A 21,411-nucleotide genomic window follows, 5' to 3' on the forward strand; every position below is an offset into this window, starting at 1 on the left:
AGTATTTTTTGTAAGATGTGGTAAATTTTTGCTAGTGTTGGGTGTGATGATTGTTAAATTCTGATTGATTTGGCGTGTGGTTTTTAGGCTTTTTGCGTTATAATGAATGACGCAAAAAGCCTGATGGTCTGATGGTGGTCTGGTTGTTTCATCGCCTAAGATTTTGCTTGAATGAAGGGTGGTCAGACAAGGTAAGCTGACAAAAATTGATGGAGAGAATAATGAGTGAACATTATATTTTGGTGCTATATGATACCAATCAAAACCGCACAAAAGAACTCGCCTACGCCATTGCAGAGGGGATAATGAATGCAGGCGTGAGTGTCAAGACACGCCGAGTGCCAAAAGTTTCAGCACGCACAGAACAGCTTGACCCTAGCATTCCTGATGATGGAGATTTGTACTGTACGGCAGATGAGCTGTCAGGCTGTATGGGGCTTGCGGTGGGTAGTCCGACTCACTTTGGCAATATGTCAGCTAGCATGAAGTACTTTTGGGATAACACGGTAACCCAGTGGTTATCAGGTCGTCTGCAGGGCAAGCCTGCGTGTGTCTTTAGTAGTACAGGTACGCTACATGGAGGCAATGAGGCGACTTTATTGAGCATGATGATACCGCTTTTGCATCATGGTATGCTGATGGTGGGCTTGCCTTATGCACACGCAGAGCTGAGTCGTACTACTCGTGGTGGAACGCCTTATGGGGTGACAAGCGTGGTTGGGTCATCGCACGAATTTGCCATGACGGCAGATGAACGAGTGCTGGCGATTCATCAAGGCGAGCGACTGGCTTGTATTGCTCAAAAGTTGATTGATTAACAACACCAATTAACGCCAGTCATATATCTGTTCTACAGACAATTAACCAATCACATTCACCAGACATCTTATTTGACATGAAAACCAACAAAACTCAAAAATCCACCAAACCCATCAAGCCTATCCACATCAAGCTCATCGCCTGCTTGTGGGCTTGGCTTGTTTTTGCCATCATTGGCTATCCTGTGTTGGTGGCGGTGGCGACAGGTGTGTCATTGGTGAGTGGTGTGCTGATACAGATGCTAATATTGCTACCTGCTTTGTTCTCTACCCCCTATGTCTTGCGTGGTAACTCGCCTTATGCGTTGATTGTGGTGAGTTTGGTACTACTTGTCTATTTGGGGATATCAGGTGTTTTGGTGTTGATTGGTTATTATGAGTCTGCTTCTGTATTGATTTGGGGTGGGCGACTGGTGGAATTTGTGCTGATTGGTGGAGTTTTGTATTATTTGTTTGTGTTATTAAGATGTCTACCACCCATGCATCGGCAGTGAGTGTATGGATTGTAGGCGTACTGTTTTTGATGCCATTGGCTTAAGTATACTTGCTTGATGAAAGCTAAAAAATCAAAGCCTTTAAGGGCTTTGATTTTTTTTGTTTGGCTATTTGTTTAGCCAGAGTGCATGACTTGGTAGGGTTTTAGTTGAATTTGGTTAGCTCCATTGAGATGGATTTGCCATCGCTTGTTTGGCTGACTTTAACAGGTAGGTAGCTTAAGCTTGGGGCGAGCCAAAAACTGGTGGTGCGACCACGACCATCATGCACACGGTCAATTCTAACGACTTCATAAGTGCCAGCAGGGACGGTGATTTTTGAAGTGCCAGATTTTTTGAATTTGGTGGTTTCTATGCCGGACTTTTTGACTAATGAATAAGAGCCTGTAAACCTACCATTGATGAGTTCGTGGCGAATTTGGGCTTCTAGGCTTAGGTCGTCATAGGCTTGCTCACCCATCTTAAAGGTACTGGTTTTGCCTTTATAGGTAGAATTGACGGTTTTTGTGCTGTTATTAAAGGTAATATTGTGCGTATTTCCCAAGCCCAAAAATTTCACCGACATGGATGAGCTTGATGGGGCAATCTTATTACCTGACAGGTTAAATTTTGCCGATTGGCTAAGTGTGGCAATGCCTGCAGCCAGTCCTTTGACGCTATAGTGATAGCCATTGCCAGATTTGGTGAGTGTGCGAGTGGCGGTGCCGTTCTTGCCATGAGCTTTGATGGCATAAGTCGCTGAAAATTCTGACAAATCAGCTGCATAAGCCGTAGCACCGCTGATTGATATACCTAGCCCTAAGATGGCGATATAGGTGTTTTTGCTTGTTGTTGTTAATTTTGTAAATAAACTCATGAATGATTCCTTTTTAATTTTTACAATCTGTGATGATGGTGTCATATGATAATAGACAAGAATTGTTACAATTTCAAGATAAATGTGTGAATATTTTGTAGATTATCTTAGTGATATTTTTGTTGAGAACAGCGATCAAAGTTCAAGCCGATGGCAATCAGTGATGCTAATGATAGTGAGTTGTTATATTATTCATTATTTTTTATGAAATGATGATGTTGTCGTCATGTCATTATTTTGTTATAATATAGCTATTTTTGTTGTTTGTCTTTTGTGGTGATTTTGTTGATGATTAAATCTTTTTTTAAATATTTGGGTTTTTTGTTGTTGGGTGTGGTATTTGTTCTAGGTTGTGGTTATTTATATTTAATCTCAAAACAAGTCCAACAAGGCGATGTTACTTGGCATTCTTGCTATCGCCCCAGTTACTGGTCGTGGTTTGTGATACCGCCATCTGTCAAGTTACAATGTGCAACCGTTGTTGTGCCTGTAGATTATGATAAACCTGATGGCAAAACTTTTGAGCTTGCACTGACTCGCCTGCCTAGCCAAACACCCAATCCGATTGGTGATTTGTTAATCCTAAATGGTGGACCAGGAGGGCATAGCCTAGACATGAGCGATACACTCATTGCTGATGATGAATACGGTCAGCGTATCAAAGATAATTTTAATCTGATTGGCTACACTCCCAGAGGCATTGCTCCTGCCAGTCCTGTCATTAGTTGTGGTCAAGCCACAGAAGATGATGATGCCAAAACCTATCTGGATGCCTGTATTGCAGAGATGGGGACGGATATTTTACCGTTCATCAGTTCAAGAGAGGTCATCAAAGACTTGGACAACATTCGTCAAAAGCTAGCACAAGAGACTTGGTCGATGATTGGTTATTCTTATGGCACTAAACTTGTTGCCAATTATGCCAAATACTACCCAACCCACCTAAGAGCAGGCGTTGCTGATGGTGTGGTGGATACCGCTGAATCTTTGACGACTATTTTGATTAACCACAATAAGCAGGCACAGGCAACTTTTGAGGATTTTATGGAGGCTTGCCAAGAGGATTGTCCTTTTGCTGATAAAAGCAGTCAAGGCTTTATTCAAGCCCTAAAAACTATAGAAAATAAAAATCTAAAAGACGCCAAAGACAACCCAATTGATGCTGCAAGCCTACTTGGTGTGTTTATTGAAAATCTAAATAATGGAGATAACTGGGCGGATTTACGCACGATGTTTGCACAATTAAATGAAAATAAAACAGATACTTATAAGACGCTGACCTTGTATAGTGAGCTTGGTAATATTGGCTTTAATGAAGATGCTTTAAGTTTGATTAACTGTGCTGACTCTGCCCCAAGGCTTAGTAGGGAGGACTATCTAGGCTTTGCCAAACAGCTTGATGATGTCGCCACCTTTGATAATCTTGAGACCAAAAGTGATGAGGAATATCTAGATGCTTGCTATCATTGGCAATGGCAGGCAACCGATGCCCAAGATGAGCATCTGGTCAATGACCAAACGCCAAACTTGCTATTCGTCTCTTATGAACACGACCTAGCGACACCGTATGCCAATGCCAAGACGATGGCACAACGCTTTGACGATCCGCTCGTTGTGATTTTAGGTAAGCATGGGCATACAGCCAGTCTATTTGGGGCGAATGCTTGCGTGGATCAGCATGTTAGTGATTATCTACTAAATCCTAAGATGGACTTTGGCAAAAAGCTCTTGATGTGCTAAGCCCAAAACGCTTTGGTAATCAAATGTTGCGGTGCTGATTGATTGCGATAATTAAGTTGATTGCATCAAAAGCACCGCATTTCTTAAAAAGTGTGCAGTATAAAAGACTTTGGTTAAAAAAATTTTTAAATTTTCCCTTGAAAAACTTTGTGCATAACACCATTTTTTAACCGATCCATTTTGATGGTATCGCAAGGCAAAGCTGACACTGACCATATTGCCTTGTCATCTTTATTATATCAACAAAAAAACTGGAGAAATTCTTATGTCAATCCGTCCTTTATATGATCGCATCGTCGTCCGCCGTACCGAAGAAGAGCAAAAAACTGCAGGCGGTATTTTACTTCCAGGTTCTGCCCAAGAAAAACCGCAACAAGGCGAAGTCATCGCTGTGGGCAATGGTTATCATGTTGAGAATACTGGACTGTTCTCAAATGGTGTGCGCCCTTTAGATGTCAAAGTGGGCGACAAAGTATTGTTTGGTCAATATGCAGGTCAGGTCGTTAAAGTTGATGGCGAAGAGTTGCTAATCATGAAAGAATCTGATGTGTTGGGTGTGTTGGAATAATTGATTTTCCGCCACTTAAGCTGTCCACACAGTAAAAAACCGTGATTTTTCCAAGCTGATTAAAAGCGATTTGGTAGCTTAATGGTTTTTTAGTTTAAATTGTAAACAATCGCATTTCAATAATTTAAGAGAGTATTAAAAATGGCAAAAGATGTAAAATTTGGTGTATCTGCCCGTGAAAAAATGATTGATGGCGTAAATATCCTAGCAAATGCCGTCAAAGTAACCTTAGGTCCTAAAGGTCGCAATGTCGTGATTGACAAGTCTTTTGGCACGCCAACCATCACCAAAGATGGCGTAAGCGTTGCTAAAGAGATTGAGCTTGAAGATAAGTTTGAAAACATGGGTGCTCAGTTGGTGCGTGAAGTAGCATCAAAAACCAACGATGTGGCAGGTGATGGTACAACCACTGCAACCGTACTTGCTCAAGCCATCTTAACTGAAGGCATGAAAACTGTCGCTGCCGGTATGAACCCAATGGATCTAAAGCGTGGTATTGACAAGGCAACTCGTGTTGCCGTTGAGCAAATCCATGCTTTATCTACCCCTGCAGATGATTTTAAGGCGATTGCTCAAGTTGGCTCAATTTCAGCCAACTCTGATAGTAAAATTGGCGAGCTTATCTCAGAAGCCATGAAAACTGTCGGCAAACAAGGCGTGATTACTGTAGAAGAGGGTTCAGGCTTTGAAGATACCTTAGAAGTGGTTGAGGGTATGCAGTTTGACCGTGGTTATATCAGCCCATATTTTGCTAATAAGCAAGACAGTCTAACTTGCGAATTTGACAACCCATTTATCCTACTGGTGGATAAAAAGATTTCTAATATCCGTGAGATTGTGCCACTATTAGAACAAGTCATGCAAACTAGCCGTCCGCTACTGATCATCGCCGAAGATGTGGAAAATGAAGCGTTAGCAACGCTTGTGGTGAATAACTTGCGTGGCGGTCTTAAAGCTTGTGCAGTAAAAGCTCCTGGTTTTGGCGATCGTCGCAAAGCCATGCTACAAGACATTGCTATCTTGACTGGCGGTGTTGTGATTTCAGAAGAAGTTGGCTTAAGTCTAGAAACAGCAACGCTTGAGCATTTGGGTACAGCCAAAAAAATCACTGTGGGCAAAGAAAATACAGTGATTGTTGATGGTGCAGGCGACAAAACTCAAATTGACAGCCGTGTAGATGCCATCAAACGCCAAATTGAAGAGTCTACTTCTGATTATGACAAAGAGAAGCTACAAGAGCGTGTTGCTAAGCTCTCTGGCGGTGTTGCTGTGATTAAAGTTGGTGCAGCCACCGAAACCGAGATGAAAGAGAAAAAAGACCGTGTTGATGATGCCTTGCACGCCACCCGTGCAGCTGTGGAAGAGGGCATTGTACCTGGTGGCGGTGTGGCGTTGGTGCGTGCATTGACGGCATTGGCTGACCTAAAAGGCGACAATGACGACCAAAACGCAGGCATTAACATTCTAAGACGCGCAATGGAAGCACCGCTTCGCCAAATCGTAACCAACGCAGGCGAAGAGGCTTCTGTGGTTGTGAATGAAGTGAAAAATGGCTCTGGCAACTACGGCTACAATGCAGCGACTGGTAGCTATGGCGATATGCTAGAGATGGGTATTCTTGACCCTGCTAAGGTAACTCGCTCAGCCCTAGAACATGCCGCATCTGTGGCAGGTCTGATGCTAACCACCGAAGTGATGATTACTGAGCTACCAAAAGAAGAGCCAGCCATGCCAATGGGTGGCGGTATGGGTGGCATGGGCGGTATGATGTAATCCTTGCCAGTCATTCAATAAAACCTTCCAAGCGTGAGCTTGGGAGGTTTTTTAGATTGATTATCATGATTATAAAAGGCGTGTTGGCATTCGGTTTTTTAAGAGTTGTTATTGTCTTTGGATTTTAATAAAACAATGGTTAAATCCTACAAATTTACTATGATTTTTGTTGTTAAAATTTGCTATAATAAAGCAAAATCAATAACACAAAATAGCCAAACCTATGAGCCAACTGAATCGCAAACCTGAACTTCTATGCCCTGCCGGCACCTTTAAAAATATGCAGTACGCTTTTGCTTATGGAGCAGATGCGGTATATGCAGGGCAGGCACGCTATTCTTTGCGAGTACGCAATAACGACTTTGATGAAGACAATCTAAAAAAAGGCATTGACTATGCCCACTCTTTGGGTAAAAAGTTTTATGTGGTGGTGAATATTCAAGCCCACAATGCCAAATTAAAAACTTTCATTGAGGACATTCGCCCTGTTATTGAGATGAATCCTGATGCACTGATCATGTCGGACGCAGGCATGATTATGATGGTGCGTGAGCATTTTCCCCATCAAGACATTCATCTGTCAGTACAAGCCAACGCCGTAAACTGGGCGACGGTCAAGTTCTGGAAACAAATGGGCGTGAGCCGTGTGATTGTTAGCCGTGAATTATCCTTGAAAGAAATTGAACAAATCATCTTTGAGGTTCCTGACATGGAGATTGAGGTGTTTGTTCATGGGGCGTTATGCATGGCATATTCTGGACGCTGTTTGTTGTCAGGATATATCAATAAACGAGATGCCAATCAAGGCACTTGCACCAATGCGTGTCGTTGGTCTTATAACACTTATAAGGCAACCGAAAATGAAACAGGCGACATTGTGCCTGTCATGCAAGACAGTAAACAAAATGCCATCTCTAATGCCGAAGTATTTATCCCTAACCAAAGCGAAAACAGCATTGCTAATGTGAATTTAAATAGCGATGTGGTCATGGGCGATGAGTATGTGGAGAAACCGTCTGATGAAGTGGTATTATTGGAAGAGCAGGGTCGCAAAGGCGAATTGATGGCGATGTATGAAGATGAGCATGGTACCTATATCATGAACTCTAAAGATTTGCGTGCGGTGGAGCTTGTGCCAGAATTAACACAAATGGGCGTGCATTCATTAAAAATTGAAGGGCGTACCAAATCACATTATTATGTGGCTCGTACCGCACAAGTCTACCGCCGTGCCATTGATGATGCCATTGCCGGCAAACCATTTGATACCAGTTTAATCACTGCCTTAGATGGGCTAGCAAATAGGGGTTACACTGAAGGCTTTTTAAGACGGCATGTGCATTCTGACTATCAAAATTATGAATACGGCTCATCAAAAACAGACCACCAACAATTTGTAGCAGAAGTGCTTGATGTTACAGACGATAAACTAACTTTGACCGTCAAAAATAAACTCAGCGTGGGAGATGAGATTGAGATTATGACTCCGCAAGGCAATATCGTTTATCGCCTTGATAAACTATGGGATAAAAAAGGCAATGAAATAGATGCCGCCTTAGGTTCTGGCTGGATATGCCAAATTGATAATCCTTTTACTGAGTTGGGTTTTGATGTGTTGCAATTTGCCCTTGTGATGAAAACAGTAGATGAGCCGGTTTTTACTTAAAAACAACAACGCCATGATTTTTTATTATGGCGTTTTTTATGAAAGAACAATATGCCAATCAAGAAAAATTATGAACTCACCAACACATGAAATCACCCCATACTTAAAAGATGATCTTAAGTCGTCCTTTTATATCTTGCCAATTTTTATATCATCAAGTAGGCTTTAGATTTGGTGGGTGGTGAATGATATGCTATAATGACCCAAAATCAAAAACTTAGGAACAACCGATGACCACCCAAAACCGAATTAACGAAATCCAAGCCATCTATAAAGAGTGGCTGACTGTCTTTGAAAGACTACAGACCGCCAAACAAGACTTGGCAAAAAGTGCCGAACTGATGAGTCAGTTAGAAGATTTTTATTTTGATGGGCAATGGCGTGAGATTTATGAAGCCATTGAAAACGGCGAAAACTTTGATCTGACAACAGATGGCGAATACAGTGTGATGAGTGAAGATACATTATGGAATGCCTTTAATGATCAACAAGATCTATTGTGGGATAATTTACGCTTTGCTGTGAAGCACCTTGATAAAAAAGATGATTAAGGCAACCGATAAGCTATTTTAATGGCACTAAAAATCACCACCGATTGCATCAATTGCGACATTTGTGAGCCAGAATGCCCTAACGAAGCCATTTTTTATGACCAAAAAGGGCAAAAAACCTATGTCATCAACCCAGACTTATGCACCGAATGCGTAGGCTTTTATGAAGAGCCGACCTGTGATAAGGTCTGCCCGATTGACTGTATCATCAAAGATGATGCTCGCTTGGAAACCACAGACGAGCTGATGGCAAAATATAAGCGAATTTGGGGAAAGTAGTTTGGCTTGGTTGATTTAAGTCTGACGAACTGCAGTGTGGTCATTGTCCCAAAAAAACTCTAATAGAACTCTTGTATTGACAAATGTCGCACACTGATGATACAGTTAAATATCAACACCAATGCCGTTTTGTATTTTAATCAAGAATGTATTAAGCACTGATTTGATAAAGGGCAAAAACTTTTAATAAATAATCTTAGGAGAATGTGATGAGCAATGACAGACTACAAGGCAAATGGCAGCAGCTAAAAGGCGAAATCAAGCAACAATGGGGCGAGCTGACTGATGATGAAGTTGTCAAGTTGGACGGCAAGACAGACAGTCTTATTGGTGTGCTTCAAGAGCGTTATGGCAAGGCAAAAGATGCCATCGCTCAAGAAGTCAATGAATGGCTTGATAAGCTTGATAATGATGACAAGACAACGCCTTGATGTGTCTTAACAGTCTTGCTTGGTTTTGTATACTAAGCAGTCATCAGATAAATCAATCAAAACCTCAGCTGTATCTACAGATGGGGTTTTGTTTTTTTGTGCTTAAGTGATGATTTACCCAAAAATATTGCCGATATTTTTTTGTTATAAAAACATAAATGATAGCAATTTTTATTTGCAAATTTATTTTTAGTTATGTATAATTGTTAATACTTACTTACCAAACGCTAAAATTTTGTAATGTATTTAGAATTTTGGCACTTTATTGTTTTTAGACATCATAAGGTATGATATGAACAAGACTCTTAAGCGTCTGCCACTTGCTGTGGCTATATTAAGTGCACTTGGCACACAGTCTGCTGTTGCTCAAGTCTCTCAAGATGAGTCGTCAGTTGTATTGGACACCATTCATGCAACGCTGGACCGTCAAGGTGCTAAGGTTAAAACAAATGTTGTAACCTTGCAAGAAAAAGATAAATCTACTGAAACAGACTTGCGTGGCTTGCTAAAAGAAGAGCCTGCCATTGATTTTGGTGGTGGTAATGGTACCTCTCAATACATCGCTATTCGTGGCATGGGTCAAAACTCGGTAGATGTTAAGATTGACGGTGCTTATACCGACAGCCAAATCCTTTATCACCAAAGTCGTCATATGCTTGACCCATCAATGGTGAAAATTGTCAGCGTTCAAAAAGGTGCTGGTTCAGCATCAGCTGGCATCGGTGGCACCAATGGAGCGATTATTGCTAAGACTTTGAGTGCTGATGACCTATTAAAAAATGGTCAAAATATCGGCTTTAGAGTAGGAGCGGGCTATAGCTCTAATGATGAACATTCTTATAATGCGGCTGCTTATGGTAAGTTGGACAATGTTGATTTTCTATTAAGTGCAAACAAAGTTGACCAAGATGACTATACAGCAGGCAAAGATAAGAAAATTGCCTTTACTGCCCTAGATAAGACTAGCTATTTGGCAAAAGTCGGAGCAAATTTTGGTAATCATCGTTTTGAACTTAGTCATCTAAGTCAAGAAAACAAAGGTGTTCGTCCAATTCGTGAGGAATTCATCAACTTTAATACAGAGTCGCAAGATCCTCAATATCGTAAAGTGAAGACCGAGAATACCAACTTGCAATGGAATGCCAAGAATTTGGGCGTGGTTAGTGGGGTAGATGCCAATGTGTATCACATCGTCAATTCTCGCTACACTACAGACGATAGTAAGGCAGGCTACGCAGGAAAGTTAGCGGGTTCAAGCAAGTCTAGGATTGACACTAAAGGTTTGAACATTAATCTTGATAGCCAGGTCAATGATGATGTTCTGCTAAAATATGGTGTAAACTACCGCCAACAAGAAATCACGCCAAACCGCTACAAAGCTGGCATCGTCAATCAAGAAAAAACAGATACGGGCGTGTATGTAGAAGCAATTGCTGATATTGGTAAGTTGACCGCTACAGCAGGGCTTCGTTATGATCATTTTGATATCAAAGATATGACAGGTGGGCGTGTTAAAGGCGATAATTTAAATCCAAGTGTTGGTTTAATTTATCAGGCAACGCCAAGTCTTAGCTTTAGTGCCAACCACAGTTATGCCACTCGTAGCCCAAGATTGTATGATGCTTTGACAGCTCACGGATATCGTGCTGTGGTTAAAGTAACCGACAGTCTAAAAGCAGAAAAAGCTCAAAACACTGAGATTGGTTTCAACTTCAATCAAGGCAATGCTTTTGTTAATGGTAGCTATTACTGGCAGAGTATCAATAACCTGCTAAAAAGTGCAAGTAATGGTAGCAAGCATGAGAATGGCACAAGTATTGATGAAATGAAAAATGTTGGCTATGCCAAAAACAAAGGTTATGAGTTAAATGCTGGCTATAAATGGCAAGGTCTAACCGCTCGTGTGGGTATATCGGACAGTAAGCCTGAATTCTACAGTTCGCAAAACTTTAGCAACCGTGAATATGCATCACGACTCGGTCGTACTTGGACGGCAGCTTTATCTTATCGTTTCGCCCAACCGAACCTAGAGGTAGGCGTGCGTCATCGCCGTGCTGATGATGTTATTGGTGATTCAGCTTGGACAGGTAAAGTTGTTAGTACTGACCCAAGAAAAAATCACGACCCTAAGAAACTGCGTCCTGGCTACAATACCACAGATGTGTTCGCCAACTGGAAACCTTTAGGCAACGACAAAGTCAATGTTAATATGTCGGTTAATAATATCACTGATGAATATTACACTTCGCATATTTCTAGTTCTGGTGTGGCACTTCCTGCTGTAGGTCGTGAATACCGTATTGGCGTGAACTTCACTTACTAATCTGAATAGTTTTTTAGGTTTTTTCTCCACCCACCCTGTTATTAACAGGGTGGTTTTTTATTTTATACTTTGATAAAAAATATAGACCGGTCAAAACCTATCTACGATTTTTGGGCGATTAAAAACTCATACCTGCCAGAGGCGGTAATAAAGATGGTGTGGTCTAAGGCGGATTTGGGATTAAGTTAGGCTAAGATAGAGCTGATTTTGTGGGTGTTTGGTCTTGGCTGATTGATGAAGTTAAACCAATCAATCATCTATGCTATCTAGCACATGAGCCACTGCTCGAGGATGTGCTTTGTCATAGACACGAGTAAGTGCTCCAAAATCAACTTGGGTGTAAATCTGAGTGGTACTGATATTGGTATGACCAAGCATCTCTTGAACTGCACGCAAATCACCGCTTGATGACAGCATATGTGAAGCAAAACAGTGCCTGAGTAAGTGCGGGTGCAGATGTTGGGCAATGCCTGCATTGGTGGCACAGACTTTTAAGCGTAATTGTATGGCTCGGTTACTAAGCCTTGTGCCATGTCGCTCACTGATGAATAAGGCGTCCGTGCCTTCTTGCCACAGAGTGCGATGCGGTAGGTAAATCTTTAGGGCATCGATGGCTTTTTGACCTACAGGAGCTAAGCGTACTTTATTACCCTTACCCAAGATGCGTACCATGCCTGCACGCAGGTCAATATCACCAACATCAAGATTGGAAAGTTCGGACAGACGCAAACCGCTACTATACATAAGCTCAAACATTGCTCTGTCTCGTATCCATAGCCTTGCTTTGTTGGCATCGTCAGGCATGGGTTGGTCAAGCAGCTGCATCATCATGTCCACATCACCAAGTTTTGGCAATGGTCTAGGCTGTGCTTTTAAGCGGTAGCCTGTGGTGGGGTTATGTTTGATTTGACCTGATTGAATGAGATGAGCGTAGAATTTACGAATGGCGGACAGCTCTTGTTTTGCACTGGTGGATTTGATATTGTCTTTTTCTAGGCGTTGGGTGATATAGCGGGTTAAATCCTTTTGATCAAACAATAAGTAATCGCCTTGTAGTCTGACATCTTTTTCTATGAAGTTCATGACACGCATCAAAGTGGTGGTATAAGCGGTGATGGTGTGTGCTGAATAGTTTTGTATTGATAATACATCAAGCCATGCCTGAACGATACTCCAATTTTTGGGTAGTTGGGTATCTTGTTCGGCAGGGGGGCTGATGAGTTGGTTTAGTAGGTTGTTTAGACGCATAAGATACCAGCGATACCAAAGGTAGAAAACCTACCTTTGGCAGGGTTAATCAATCAAGGCTATCATGATGAGTAGTCGCCTGTTGTATTGGGTGCTGTGCTGATGCCTGCTTGGGCTGATAACCCATCTGGGCTAAATACGCCCTCAAAGACAAAGGCGGTCGGACCTGTCATCATGACAGGATAGCCTTCTTGCCAGCGAATGGCAAGACTGCCACCGTACAGCTGAGCACGAATATCTACGCCTTCATCAAGCCAGCCTTCTTTGATGCCTGTTACGACTGCCGCACACGCCCCTGTGCCACAGGCTTGGGTCTCTCCCACCCCTCGTTCATAGACACGCAGGCGAATGTGTCTTTGATTGACGATTTGCATGAAGCCAACATTGACATGCTCAGGAAAAGCCTTGTGTGACTCAATTAATTTGCCAAGTCGTTCTACATCGGCGGTAAGCACATCATCAACTTTAATGATGGCATGGGGGTTGCCCATGTTGGCGATGTAAAGTTCAATCGGTTCGCCATCAACATTTAGACGGTAGCAGTTGCCAATTTTGGTAATGGCTTGGGGGGTAAAAGGAATCTCGTGTGGTTTAAATTTTGGTTTGCCCATGCCAACTTGTACCCAGCCATAGCGGTCAGTGGTCAGAGTGATGATACCGCTGGCGGTCTCAACACGAAGTCTTTGTTTAAAAGATAGTTTGCGAGCCTGTATAAAAGATGCAAAGCAACGAGCACCATTGCCACATTGACCAACTTCTGTGCCATCGGCGTTGAAGATACGATATTTAAAATCCACATCAGGGCGACTTGGTGGCTCAACAATGAGTAGCTGGTCAAAACCGATGCCCAGATGGCGGTCTGCCAATAGACGCACCAGTTCGGTGGTGAGAGTCATGCGCTGTGTTACTAGGTCAATAACCATAAAATCATTGCCTAGACCGTGCATTTTGGTAAATTCGATTAGCATTGTTATCCCTTATGTCTTTAAAGCATCAAGATGGGCATTCCTTACCTAAAATCTATCCATATATAGCATGACTATCTTATCATGATGTATCAGAATTTGCCTAGTAAATTTCACAAATTTCAATGAACTGATGAAAAACGGTAATAATCTGGTTTTTTTATTGATTTTTGATTTGGTCATTCATCAAAAAAAGCACTCGCTCATGAGTGCTTTTTGGATTGATGGGTGGTCAGATGGATTCGCCACGCCATAGGTCTTCAAGCGTCTCTCGCTCTCGTACGATGCGATGCGTGCCATTGTCAACCATAACCTCAGCAGGGCGTGGACGACTGTTGTAGTTACTTGACATGGTAAAGCCATAAGCTCCTGCACCTGTTACTGCCAATAAGTCGCCCACTTCTAGGGCAAGATGACGGTCTTTGCCTAAAAAATCGCTTGACTCGCACACTGCACCAACAATATCCCAAGTCTGTGCCTGTTTGTTGTCATCAAGGGCGGTGTTAATGATTGCCATGACTGATTCATAAAGAGCAGGGCGAATGAGTTCACTCATGGACGCATCAACAATGGCAAAATTTTTGTGATCAGTGGGCTTTAGGGCAATGGTACTGGTCAATAACACCCCTGCATTGGCGGCGATGTTGCGTCCAGGCTCTAGGTGTAGCCCAAGATTATATTTTGCTTGTAGGCTAAGTAGCTTGGGGAGCAAAGCTTCGGCAAACTCATGCACACTAACAGGGCTTTCGTCAATATAGCGTACGCCCAAACCACCACCAAAATCAAGATGTTTTAGTTTAATGCCACGATTGGCAAGCTCATCAATCAGCTCAATCATCTTATCTAAAGCATCAACAAAAGGTTTGACCTCGGTTAGCTGTGAACCGATGTGGCAATCAATGCCGATGATGTCAAGATGGGGCAGGGTTTTGGCATATTCATAAGCACTGATGGCAATGTCATGTGAGATACCAAATTTATTATCTTTCATGCCTGTAGAGATATAAGGGTGTGTTTTGGCATCAACATCAGGATTGATGCGTAGAGCGATGGGGGCTTTTACCCCCATGCTTTGAGCGACTTCATTGATGGTATCAAGCTCGCTCATGGCCTCAACATTAAAGCAACCAATACCAGCTTGCAGGGCTTGAGCAATGTCGCTTTTGGTTTTGCCAACACCAGAATAAACGATGCTGTCGGCTTGACCACCTGCTTTTAGCACACGAGACAACTCACCGATTGAGACGATATCAAAGCCAGCCCCTGCTTTAGCAAGAGTGGATAGTACTGCAAGGTTGGAATTTGCCTTGACTGCATAGCAGATATGCACATCGTTTAAAGCACTAAAACTCTCAACATAAGCAGTATAATTGGCCAATAAAGTGTTCTTAGAATATACATAAAGCGGTGTGCCATACTGCTCTTTTAGGGCATGGGCATTCACGCCATCAATGTGGAGTATGCCGTCTTGATAGTCAAGGGCAGGCAGGGCATCAACAAGTTGGGCGGCGTTAATATGAAGCGTGCCATCGGTGGTTTGGCTTACCGTACTAAAAGTCATCATACATTCTCAAAAAAAATAAAAAGTAATAAAATAATAAAAGTGATCGGAGTTGGCAGGTTATTTGTATCAAGCGTTAATATGCCGATAACTAAGTGAGAGTATTTAAGCCGATTAGTAATCGTTTGGGCTGGTGGCGGCTGATTGTTCTTGGGTTTGGGTAGTTGGGATTGTTTGGGGTTTTTCGGGTAAGTATAATGCCCCTTTTTGACCACAAGCAGTCAGGCTGATGGCAAGAAGTGTGCAGAGTAAGGTAGGGATTAAAGTGGCTTTCATGGTTGATTTTTTTGTTACGAATTGAAAAATTATTTTACCTAAATTTTAACCAAATACCAATTAATTTTCAAAAAATTAGTCTAAGATGATGAATTTAAAGGAAAAAAGTTGGTGGTATCTTGATAATCACTGACAGGGTTTGGTAAGATTTGCTAAAGACTTTTGGGTGATTTATTGCTATAATGCCAAAGAAAGCATTTGGCTTTCTTGGGGCTTGTATTCCTAATATTTGGCGATACAAGCTCTAAGATTTTCTACCCATCCAAATTCAGGATAAGGAAATAAATAATGTCATTAAATAATCCAACCTTAGTGCTTAACTGCGGTTCTTCATCTATTAAATATGCACTCATCAGCGAAGATGGCGAAAGCCGTATCGAAGGTTTGGCAGAAGCATTGGGCAATAGCGATGCTCGTATCAAGCACAAAGACCTAGATGGTAATAAAACCCAAATCAATATTCCAAATTCAGGTGCTCATGCCGAAGCTCTACAAATCATCTTAAATGACCTAATCAGTGAGTATAAGCCTGTAGCGGTTGGTCATCGTGTGGTACATGGTGGTGATAAGTTTAAATCAGCGACCATCATCACCCAAGAGGTGCTAGAGGCGATTGAATCACTAGCGACGCTAGCACCACTGCACAATCCTGCTAATGCAGCAGGCATCAAGGCGATATCTGCCATCTATCCAGATTTGCCACAGGTGGCAATTTTTGATACTGCGTTCCATCAAAGTATGCCTGAGCACGCTTATCGCTACGCCATTCCAAAGGAATTGTATACCGAGCATCAAATCCGTCGTTACGGCTTTCATGGCTCATCGCACGCCTATGTATCAAGCCGTGCTAGCGAGCTGACAGAGGCGGCAGGCGAGCATGGTTGGATTGTGGCTCACTTGGGTAATGGCTGTTCTGCTACAGCGATTTATGATGGTAAGAGCTTAGATACTTCTATGGGTATCACGCCGTTAGAGGGCTTGATGATGGGCACTAGATCGGGGGATATTGACCCAAGTATGCACATTCATTTGCATCGCACCTTAGGTCTGTCTATTGAAGAGATTGATACACTACTGAACAAAAAAAGTGGTCTGCTAGGCGTTTCTGGCATATCAAATGACATGCGTAACCTTGAGCAGGCTGACGCAGAGGGCAATGCCGATGCTTCATTGGCACTGGATATGTTTGCTTATCGCACCGCCAAATACCTACTTGGTCTGACCGCTGCTTTGCCAAAACTAACAGGGATTGCCTTTACAGGTGGTGTGGGCGAGAATGGTACTGCCATGCGTGAAAAAATCATCAGTCATCTAAAACACATCGGTGCAAAAATTGACAGCGATAAAAATGCAGCCTTGAGATTGGGTGCAGAGGGTAGTTTTCATGCTGCAGATTCCACCTTTGAGTTTTGGGTAATCCCAACCGATGAAGAATTCCAAATCGCCAAAGAGACGAAAGTTGCTTTGGGTTTGTGATTGGTATTTTTAAGGAATGATTATGACGACAATTTTATTAGTACCAGTACAAGATGTTAATCTTGACGGCTTGATTGCCAAAGCGGACAAAGTTGCCTTTGATCCATTAGCGACTTTTGGGCAGTCTGAGTTTGAATCCGCCTTAGCAAACAAAAACTTGGACGATTTGCTTGAGCTTGTATATGCCAAAGTTCAAGAAAATGGCGATGACATTCAGCTAGTGAAAGGCATCAGCCTTCAGCATTCGTACGCTAGCCGTGTGAATGGCGACTTGGCAAAAGCACTTGATGCTGATGTGATTTTGGTAGGTGATAATGAAGCACTGTTAAATATTGCTAAGGCAGAGTTTGCTGAGCGTGTTATTGGGCAAGTGAGCGAAGATGGTGAACTGACGGCTCTTATCAAGCCAAGCACTCGTGCAAAAAATCTATCTCCATCAGCATTTCGCCATGAATTGGTCAAAAAAGCACAAGCCGCCAAAAAACGCATTGTCCTACCAGAAGGCGATGAACCACGCACCATCGAAGCTGCAGCGATTTGCCAGTCTCGTGGCATTGCTCAATGTGTGCTACTTGGCAATCCTGACAAGATTCGTGCGGTGGCGGACGAGCATGGCGTAACTTTGCCTGACGACATAGAAATCATTGACCCCACAACCATTCTTGATAAATATGTTGCTCCGATGGTAGAGCGCCGTAAGGGTAAGATTGATGAAGCAGGTGCAAAATCTGCTTTGGAGGACTCTGTTTATCTAGGCACAATGATGCTACAAGTTGGCGATGTAGATGGTCTGGTTTCAGGTGCGGTACATACGACCGCAGATACCATTCGCCCAGCATTCCAGCTGATTAAGACCGCTCCTGAGTACAGCTTAGTATCGAGTGTGTTTTTTATGCTACTGCCTGATTCTGTAGTGGTATACGGCGACTGTGCGGTCAATCCAAATCCGACTGCCGAGCAGTTGGCTGAAATTGCCATTCAATCAGCAGAATCCGCCAAAGCCTTTGGCATTGACCCAAAAGTTGCACTCATCAGCTATTCAACCATGAACTCTGGTGCAGGCGAGGATGTGGATTTGGTTAAAAACGCTCTGACCATCGTGCGTGAAAAAGCACCAGATTTAAAAGTAGATGGCCCTTTGCAGTTTGATGCAGCTTGTGTGCCATCTGTGGGCAAACAAAAAGCTCCTAATTCTGTAGTAGCAGGCGAGGCAAATGTCTTTATCTTCCCAGATCTAAATACAGGCAATACCACCTATAAGGCGGTACAGCGTACAGGTAATGTAATCAGTGTAGGTCCAATGCTTCAGGGTCTTAATAAGCCTGTCAATGACTTGTCTCGTGGCTGTTTGGTAGATGATATTGTTTATACCATCGCCTTGACCGCCATTCAGGCCATCGATGCTTAATCGGCTTTGATGTGAATCTGATAAAAATCCCTGCTACATGGCAGGGATTTTTTGTTTTGTGATGATGTTGATTGGTTGAATGATGGATTATGTCCGTTCAGCTCTTTTAAATACCCATTCGTCATCACTGCTTGCGTTTTCATCAAAATAATAGCCGTCTGTATCAAAGTTTTTGAGTTCATTGGGGTCTGTGATATTGTGTGTACAGGCATAGTTTACCATCATGCCACGAGCTTTTTTGGCATAGAAACTGATGATTTTATATTGCCCATTTTTTTGATCTAAAAATTTTGGTGTGATGATGGTGGCGTCTATTTTATTGGGCTTGACTGCTCCATAGTATTCGGTGGAAGCAAGATTGATGAGTACATTAGAACCACTTTGTTGGATACGCTCATTGATTAGGTCGGTGATGGTATCACCCCAGTATTGATAAAGGTTGTCAGCGTTTGGCGTTTTTAATTTTGTGCCCATCTCCAAGCGGTAGGCGAGCATATTGTCAAGTGGTTTTAGCAGTCCGTACAGCCCTGATAAGATGCCTAAGTGCTTATTTAGGTATAAGATTTCATCTTTATTTAGTGAATAAGCGTCCAAACCTGTATAGACATCGCCATCAAACAGATAGACGGCTGGTTTAGCCAAGTTATTAAAAGGGTATGCCCAATCGGCATTTCTTGCGACATTAAGCTCGGCAATCTTAGCAGAGATGTGCATTAATTCTTGTAAGTCTAAGACATCTTTGGTTTTGAGTGTCTTCATTAAATCAATGGCGTGCTCAATCAAAGAAGGCTGGCTAAGATGGTCGCTAACATCAATGGGCAGGGCAGTTTTTTCATCTAGGTTTTTGGCAGGAGATAATAAAAAATACATGGGCAATCCTATGGGGTGCTTGTTGTGTTACTTGCTTTATGTTCTTGCTTTATATTATAGGTAAAAACCATCAAAATACAAAGTTAAAATTGCCAATTCATGTATTTGGGTGCCTTATCATTGATTGCCCCCATAAAATCTGTTATGCTAAATTGGCACTGATGAATAAGATTGATATGAATGAATAAGGAGCGGTTATGACGGATTTTGTTTTATTTCGCTTGATGCCTACTACGCAAGGCAAGGCGGTTGCTGTGATTACATTGAACAACCCAAAAGCTCTAAACGCCCAGAACCTAGCGATGGTCAAGCGTACCCATGAGCTGTTAAATATGTGGCGAGATGATGAGTCGGTGGCGATGATTGTGCTACATGGAGCTGGCGAGAAGGGGCTGTGTGCAGGAGGTGATATCAAGGCACTGTATGGCGATACGGACGGTACAACTGCTCACGAATTTTTTACGCATGAATATGGGCTGATGTACGCCATGCACATTTATCCTAAGCCAATTTTGGTATGGGGGCATGGCATCACGATGGGTGGCGGTATGGGGCTGTTTACTGCATCTAGCCATAAAGTTGTTACCCAAAATACGCTGATGGCAATGCCTGAGGTGTCTATTGGATTGTTTCCTGATGCAGGAGCGTCTTATTTTTTAAACCATTTGGCAGGCAAGGTTGGGTTGTTTTTGGGCTTGACAGGTGCAAGGTTTACAGGGGCGGATGCTTATGCTTTTGGTGTGGCGGATTTTGCGGTTAGTCATGAGCGATTTGACGATGTATTAACCCATCTTTGCCAAATTGACTTTCAGGATAATGCAACCAATCACCATTTGTTATCAGCTTGTTTGAATGAATTTCACGACATCTCTATCCTAGCAGACAGCGGATTGTTAAATGCGTTTGATGACATCAATACACTGATGAATGCAGGAAGTTTGGCGGATATTGATAAGGCTTTAAAGGATTATCAAGGTGATGATGAGTTCATTAAATCTGCCATAGCACTGTATAATCATGGTTCGGATACAACTAAGGCGATTACCTTTAAAATTTATCATGACCTAAAAACTGGTAAAAAAGACCATTCATTACGCCAAATCTTTGACCTAGAGACCATCATCGGTACTGCCTGCGTAGAAAAGGGCGACTTTAAAGAGGGTGTGCGAGCCTTGCTGATTGATAAAGATAAAAACCCAAATTGGCGATATACTCTATCTGATATGCCGACTGGCTATATTGATGAGTTTTTTGGGGAGGCTTCATGCAATTAGCCTGCTTTTCAACTTATCTGTTCGTCCCTGCCACTCGCTTAGATAGAGTGGCTAAGGCTATGGATAGTGGTGCGACCCACATCATCATTGATTTAGAGGATGCTGTAGAGTCAAGCCATAAAGCAAAGGTGCGTGCCAACCTAAAGGATTTTGATCGCCAAAGTAATCGGCCGTATTGGTTGCGTATCAATGCGGCACATACTTATGATTATGCTCATGATATTGAGCTATTAAATGATCTAAATCATGTGCAGGGCGTGCTACTACCAAAGGCGGAATCTGCCTTGTCTGTTACCGCTGTGCATCAGGCGACATCGTTGCCTATCATTGCTGTGATTGAGACGGCTAAGGGCGTATTAAACATTCCGCAGATTGCTACCGCTACAGGGCTATTTGCCATGACTTATGGCTGTTTGGATTTGAGCAAGTCGTTAGGCTTACTACCAAAAACGCCATCAGCGAAAGTGGTGTTTGATAAAATCCGCACAGAACTGCTACTGCATTCGGTTGCCAATCAGTTATCCGCACCGATTGAGACGATTTTTGCAGATTTTCATGATGGGCAGGGTGTGGAGAGATTTGCTCGATATGCCAAAGAGTTCGGTTTTGGCGGACAGTTGCTCATACACCCAAATCAAGTTATCCCTGTACAGCGTGCCACCGCCCCTAGCGATGAGGTGATGAATTTTGCCAAAAAAGTATTGGCGACACATAAAGAAACAGGGCGGGCGGTGTTCTCAGTTCAGGGTGAGATGGTGGACTTGCCTGTCATTGATTGGGCGAAAAAACTGCTAGGGCTACCACCAGATAAGGCATCAGTTGATTAAAATAAAC

19 protein-coding genes and 1 pseudogene are annotated in these 21,411 nt (G+C 42.6%); 14 read left to right on the forward strand and 6 right to left on the reverse strand.

Annotated elements, in window-relative coordinates; genetic code table 11:
• Positions 1–221 precede the first annotated feature (221 nt).
• Both wrbA and LU276_RS01780 read left to right on the forward strand, forming a co-directional pair.
• Entirely contained in the window at positions 222–818 is a 597-nt protein-coding gene (gene wrbA, locus LU276_RS01775; protein ID WP_284673978.1) for an NAD(P)H:quinone oxidoreductase, read from the forward strand.
• A 77-nt stretch (positions 819–895) separates the two neighbouring features.
• On the forward strand, positions 896–1,312 hold the full coding sequence (locus LU276_RS01780) for a hypothetical protein (RefSeq protein ID WP_284673979.1): 417 nt from the start codon (positions 896–898) through the stop codon (positions 1,310–1,312).
• Positions 1,313–1,457: 145 nt separating this feature from the next.
• Here LU276_RS01780 and LU276_RS01785 read toward each other — a convergent pair whose 3' ends face one another.
• On the reverse strand, positions 1,458–2,102 hold the full coding sequence (locus LU276_RS01785) for a DUF3108 domain-containing protein (RefSeq protein ID WP_373627935.1): 645 nt from the start codon (positions 2,100–2,102) through the stop codon (positions 1,458–1,460).
• Between the two features lie 354 nt (positions 2,103–2,456).
• Between LU276_RS01785 and LU276_RS01790 the strand changes: the two genes are divergently transcribed.
• From LU276_RS01790 to LU276_RS01825, 8 genes are all read left to right on the forward strand, one after another.
• The gene (locus LU276_RS01790) at positions 2,457–3,908 is read left to right on the forward strand and encodes an alpha/beta fold hydrolase (RefSeq protein ID WP_284673981.1); all 1,452 of its coding nucleotides are present in this window, start codon (positions 2,457–2,459) and stop codon (positions 3,906–3,908) included.
• Between the two features lie 265 nt (positions 3,909–4,173).
• Positions 4,174–4,476, forward strand: coding sequence for a co-chaperone GroES (locus LU276_RS01795; protein WP_284673982.1), 303 nt, complete (start codon positions 4,174–4,176; stop codon positions 4,474–4,476).
• Positions 4,477–4,617: 141 nt separating this feature from the next.
• Complete coding sequence (gene groL, locus LU276_RS01800; protein ID WP_284673983.1) at positions 4,618–6,249, forward strand: chaperonin GroEL; 1,632 nt, start codon at positions 4,618–4,620, stop codon at positions 6,247–6,249.
• A gap of 223 nt (positions 6,250–6,472) precedes the next feature.
• Positions 6,473–7,915, forward strand: a complete 1,443-nt coding sequence (gene trhP, locus LU276_RS01805) for a prephenate-dependent tRNA uridine(34) hydroxylase TrhP (RefSeq protein WP_418001273.1) — start codon at positions 6,473–6,475, stop codon at positions 7,913–7,915.
• A gap of 230 nt (positions 7,916–8,145) precedes the next feature.
• Positions 8,146–8,466, forward strand: coding sequence for a DUF4298 domain-containing protein (locus LU276_RS01810; protein WP_284673984.1), 321 nt, complete (start codon positions 8,146–8,148; stop codon positions 8,464–8,466).
• Positions 8,467–8,487: 21 nt separating this feature from the next.
• Positions 8,488–8,745 carry a YfhL family 4Fe-4S dicluster ferredoxin gene (locus LU276_RS01815; protein ID WP_284673985.1) on the forward strand — a complete coding sequence of 86 codons (258 nt, stop codon included), beginning with the start codon at positions 8,488–8,490 and terminating at the stop codon, positions 8,743–8,745.
• Between the two features lie 209 nt (positions 8,746–8,954).
• Positions 8,955–9,176 (forward strand): CsbD family protein, encoded by a 222-nt coding sequence (locus LU276_RS01820; protein ID WP_284673986.1) that lies wholly within the window; start codon positions 8,955–8,957, stop codon positions 9,174–9,176.
• 292 nt (positions 9,177–9,468) lie between these two features.
• Entirely contained in the window at positions 9,469–11,499 is a 2,031-nt protein-coding gene (locus LU276_RS01825) for a TonB-dependent receptor domain-containing protein (RefSeq protein ID WP_284673987.1), read from the forward strand.
• A 249-nt stretch (positions 11,500–11,748) separates the two neighbouring features.
• Here the strand turns inward: LU276_RS01825 and LU276_RS01830 are convergent, their stop codons facing one another.
• The 4 genes from LU276_RS01830 to lptM all read right to left on the reverse strand — a co-directional run bounded on the left by LU276_RS01830 (position 11,749) and on the right by lptM (position 15,549).
• Complete coding sequence (locus tag LU276_RS01830; RefSeq protein ID WP_284673988.1) at positions 11,749–12,747, reverse strand: tyrosine recombinase XerC; 999 nt, start codon at positions 12,745–12,747, stop codon at positions 11,749–11,751.
• 62 nt (positions 12,748–12,809) lie between these two features.
• Positions 12,810–13,715 carry a diaminopimelate epimerase gene (gene dapF, locus LU276_RS01835; RefSeq protein ID WP_284673989.1) on the reverse strand — a complete coding sequence of 302 codons (906 nt, stop codon included), beginning with the start codon at positions 13,713–13,715 and terminating at the stop codon, positions 12,810–12,812.
• A gap of 229 nt (positions 13,716–13,944) precedes the next feature.
• Complete coding sequence (gene lysA, locus LU276_RS01840) at positions 13,945–15,273, reverse strand: diaminopimelate decarboxylase (protein ID WP_284674550.1); 1,329 nt, start codon at positions 15,271–15,273, stop codon at positions 13,945–13,947.
• 114 nt (positions 15,274–15,387) lie between these two features.
• The gene (gene lptM, locus LU276_RS01845) at positions 15,388–15,549 is read right to left on the reverse strand and encodes an LPS translocon maturation chaperone LptM (protein WP_284673990.1); all 162 of its coding nucleotides are present in this window, start codon (positions 15,547–15,549) and stop codon (positions 15,388–15,390) included.
• A 288-nt stretch (positions 15,550–15,837) separates the two neighbouring features.
• Between lptM and LU276_RS01850 the strand changes: the two genes are divergently transcribed.
• A complete protein-coding gene (locus LU276_RS01850; protein ID WP_284673991.1) occupies positions 15,838–17,025 on the forward strand; it encodes an acetate/propionate family kinase in 1,188 nt (395 codons plus the stop codon).
• Positions 17,026–17,368: 343 nt separating this feature from the next.
• Positions 17,369–18,433: pseudogene (gene pta / locus LU276_RS01855) on the forward strand (phosphate acetyltransferase); the annotation flags it as partial.
• 87 nt (positions 18,434–18,520) lie between these two features.
• On the opposite strand, the gene yaaA reads toward pta, so the two are convergent.
• Positions 18,521–19,303 (reverse strand): peroxide stress protein YaaA, encoded by a 783-nt coding sequence (gene yaaA, locus LU276_RS01860; RefSeq protein WP_284673993.1) that lies wholly within the window; start codon positions 19,301–19,303, stop codon positions 18,521–18,523.
• Positions 19,304–19,500: 197 nt separating this feature from the next.
• Here yaaA and LU276_RS01865 point away from each other — a divergent pair, with 197 nt between their 5' ends.
• Together LU276_RS01865 and LU276_RS01870 are read left to right on the forward strand one after the other, a co-directional pair.
• Positions 19,501–20,577 carry an enoyl-CoA hydratase/isomerase family protein gene (locus LU276_RS01865; RefSeq protein WP_284673994.1) on the forward strand — a complete coding sequence of 359 codons (1,077 nt, stop codon included), beginning with the start codon at positions 19,501–19,503 and terminating at the stop codon, positions 20,575–20,577.
• Positions 20,568–21,404, forward strand: a complete 837-nt coding sequence (locus LU276_RS01870) for an HpcH/HpaI aldolase/citrate lyase family protein (RefSeq protein WP_284673995.1) — start codon at positions 20,568–20,570, stop codon at positions 21,402–21,404. The genes LU276_RS01865 and LU276_RS01870 overlap by 10 nt, the downstream gene beginning before the upstream one ends.
• Positions 21,405–21,411: the final 7 nt, after the last annotated feature.

The organism is Moraxella haemolytica (assembly GCF_030177935.1).
Lineage (GTDB): Bacteria > Pseudomonadota > Gammaproteobacteria > Pseudomonadales > Moraxellaceae > Moraxella > Moraxella haemolytica.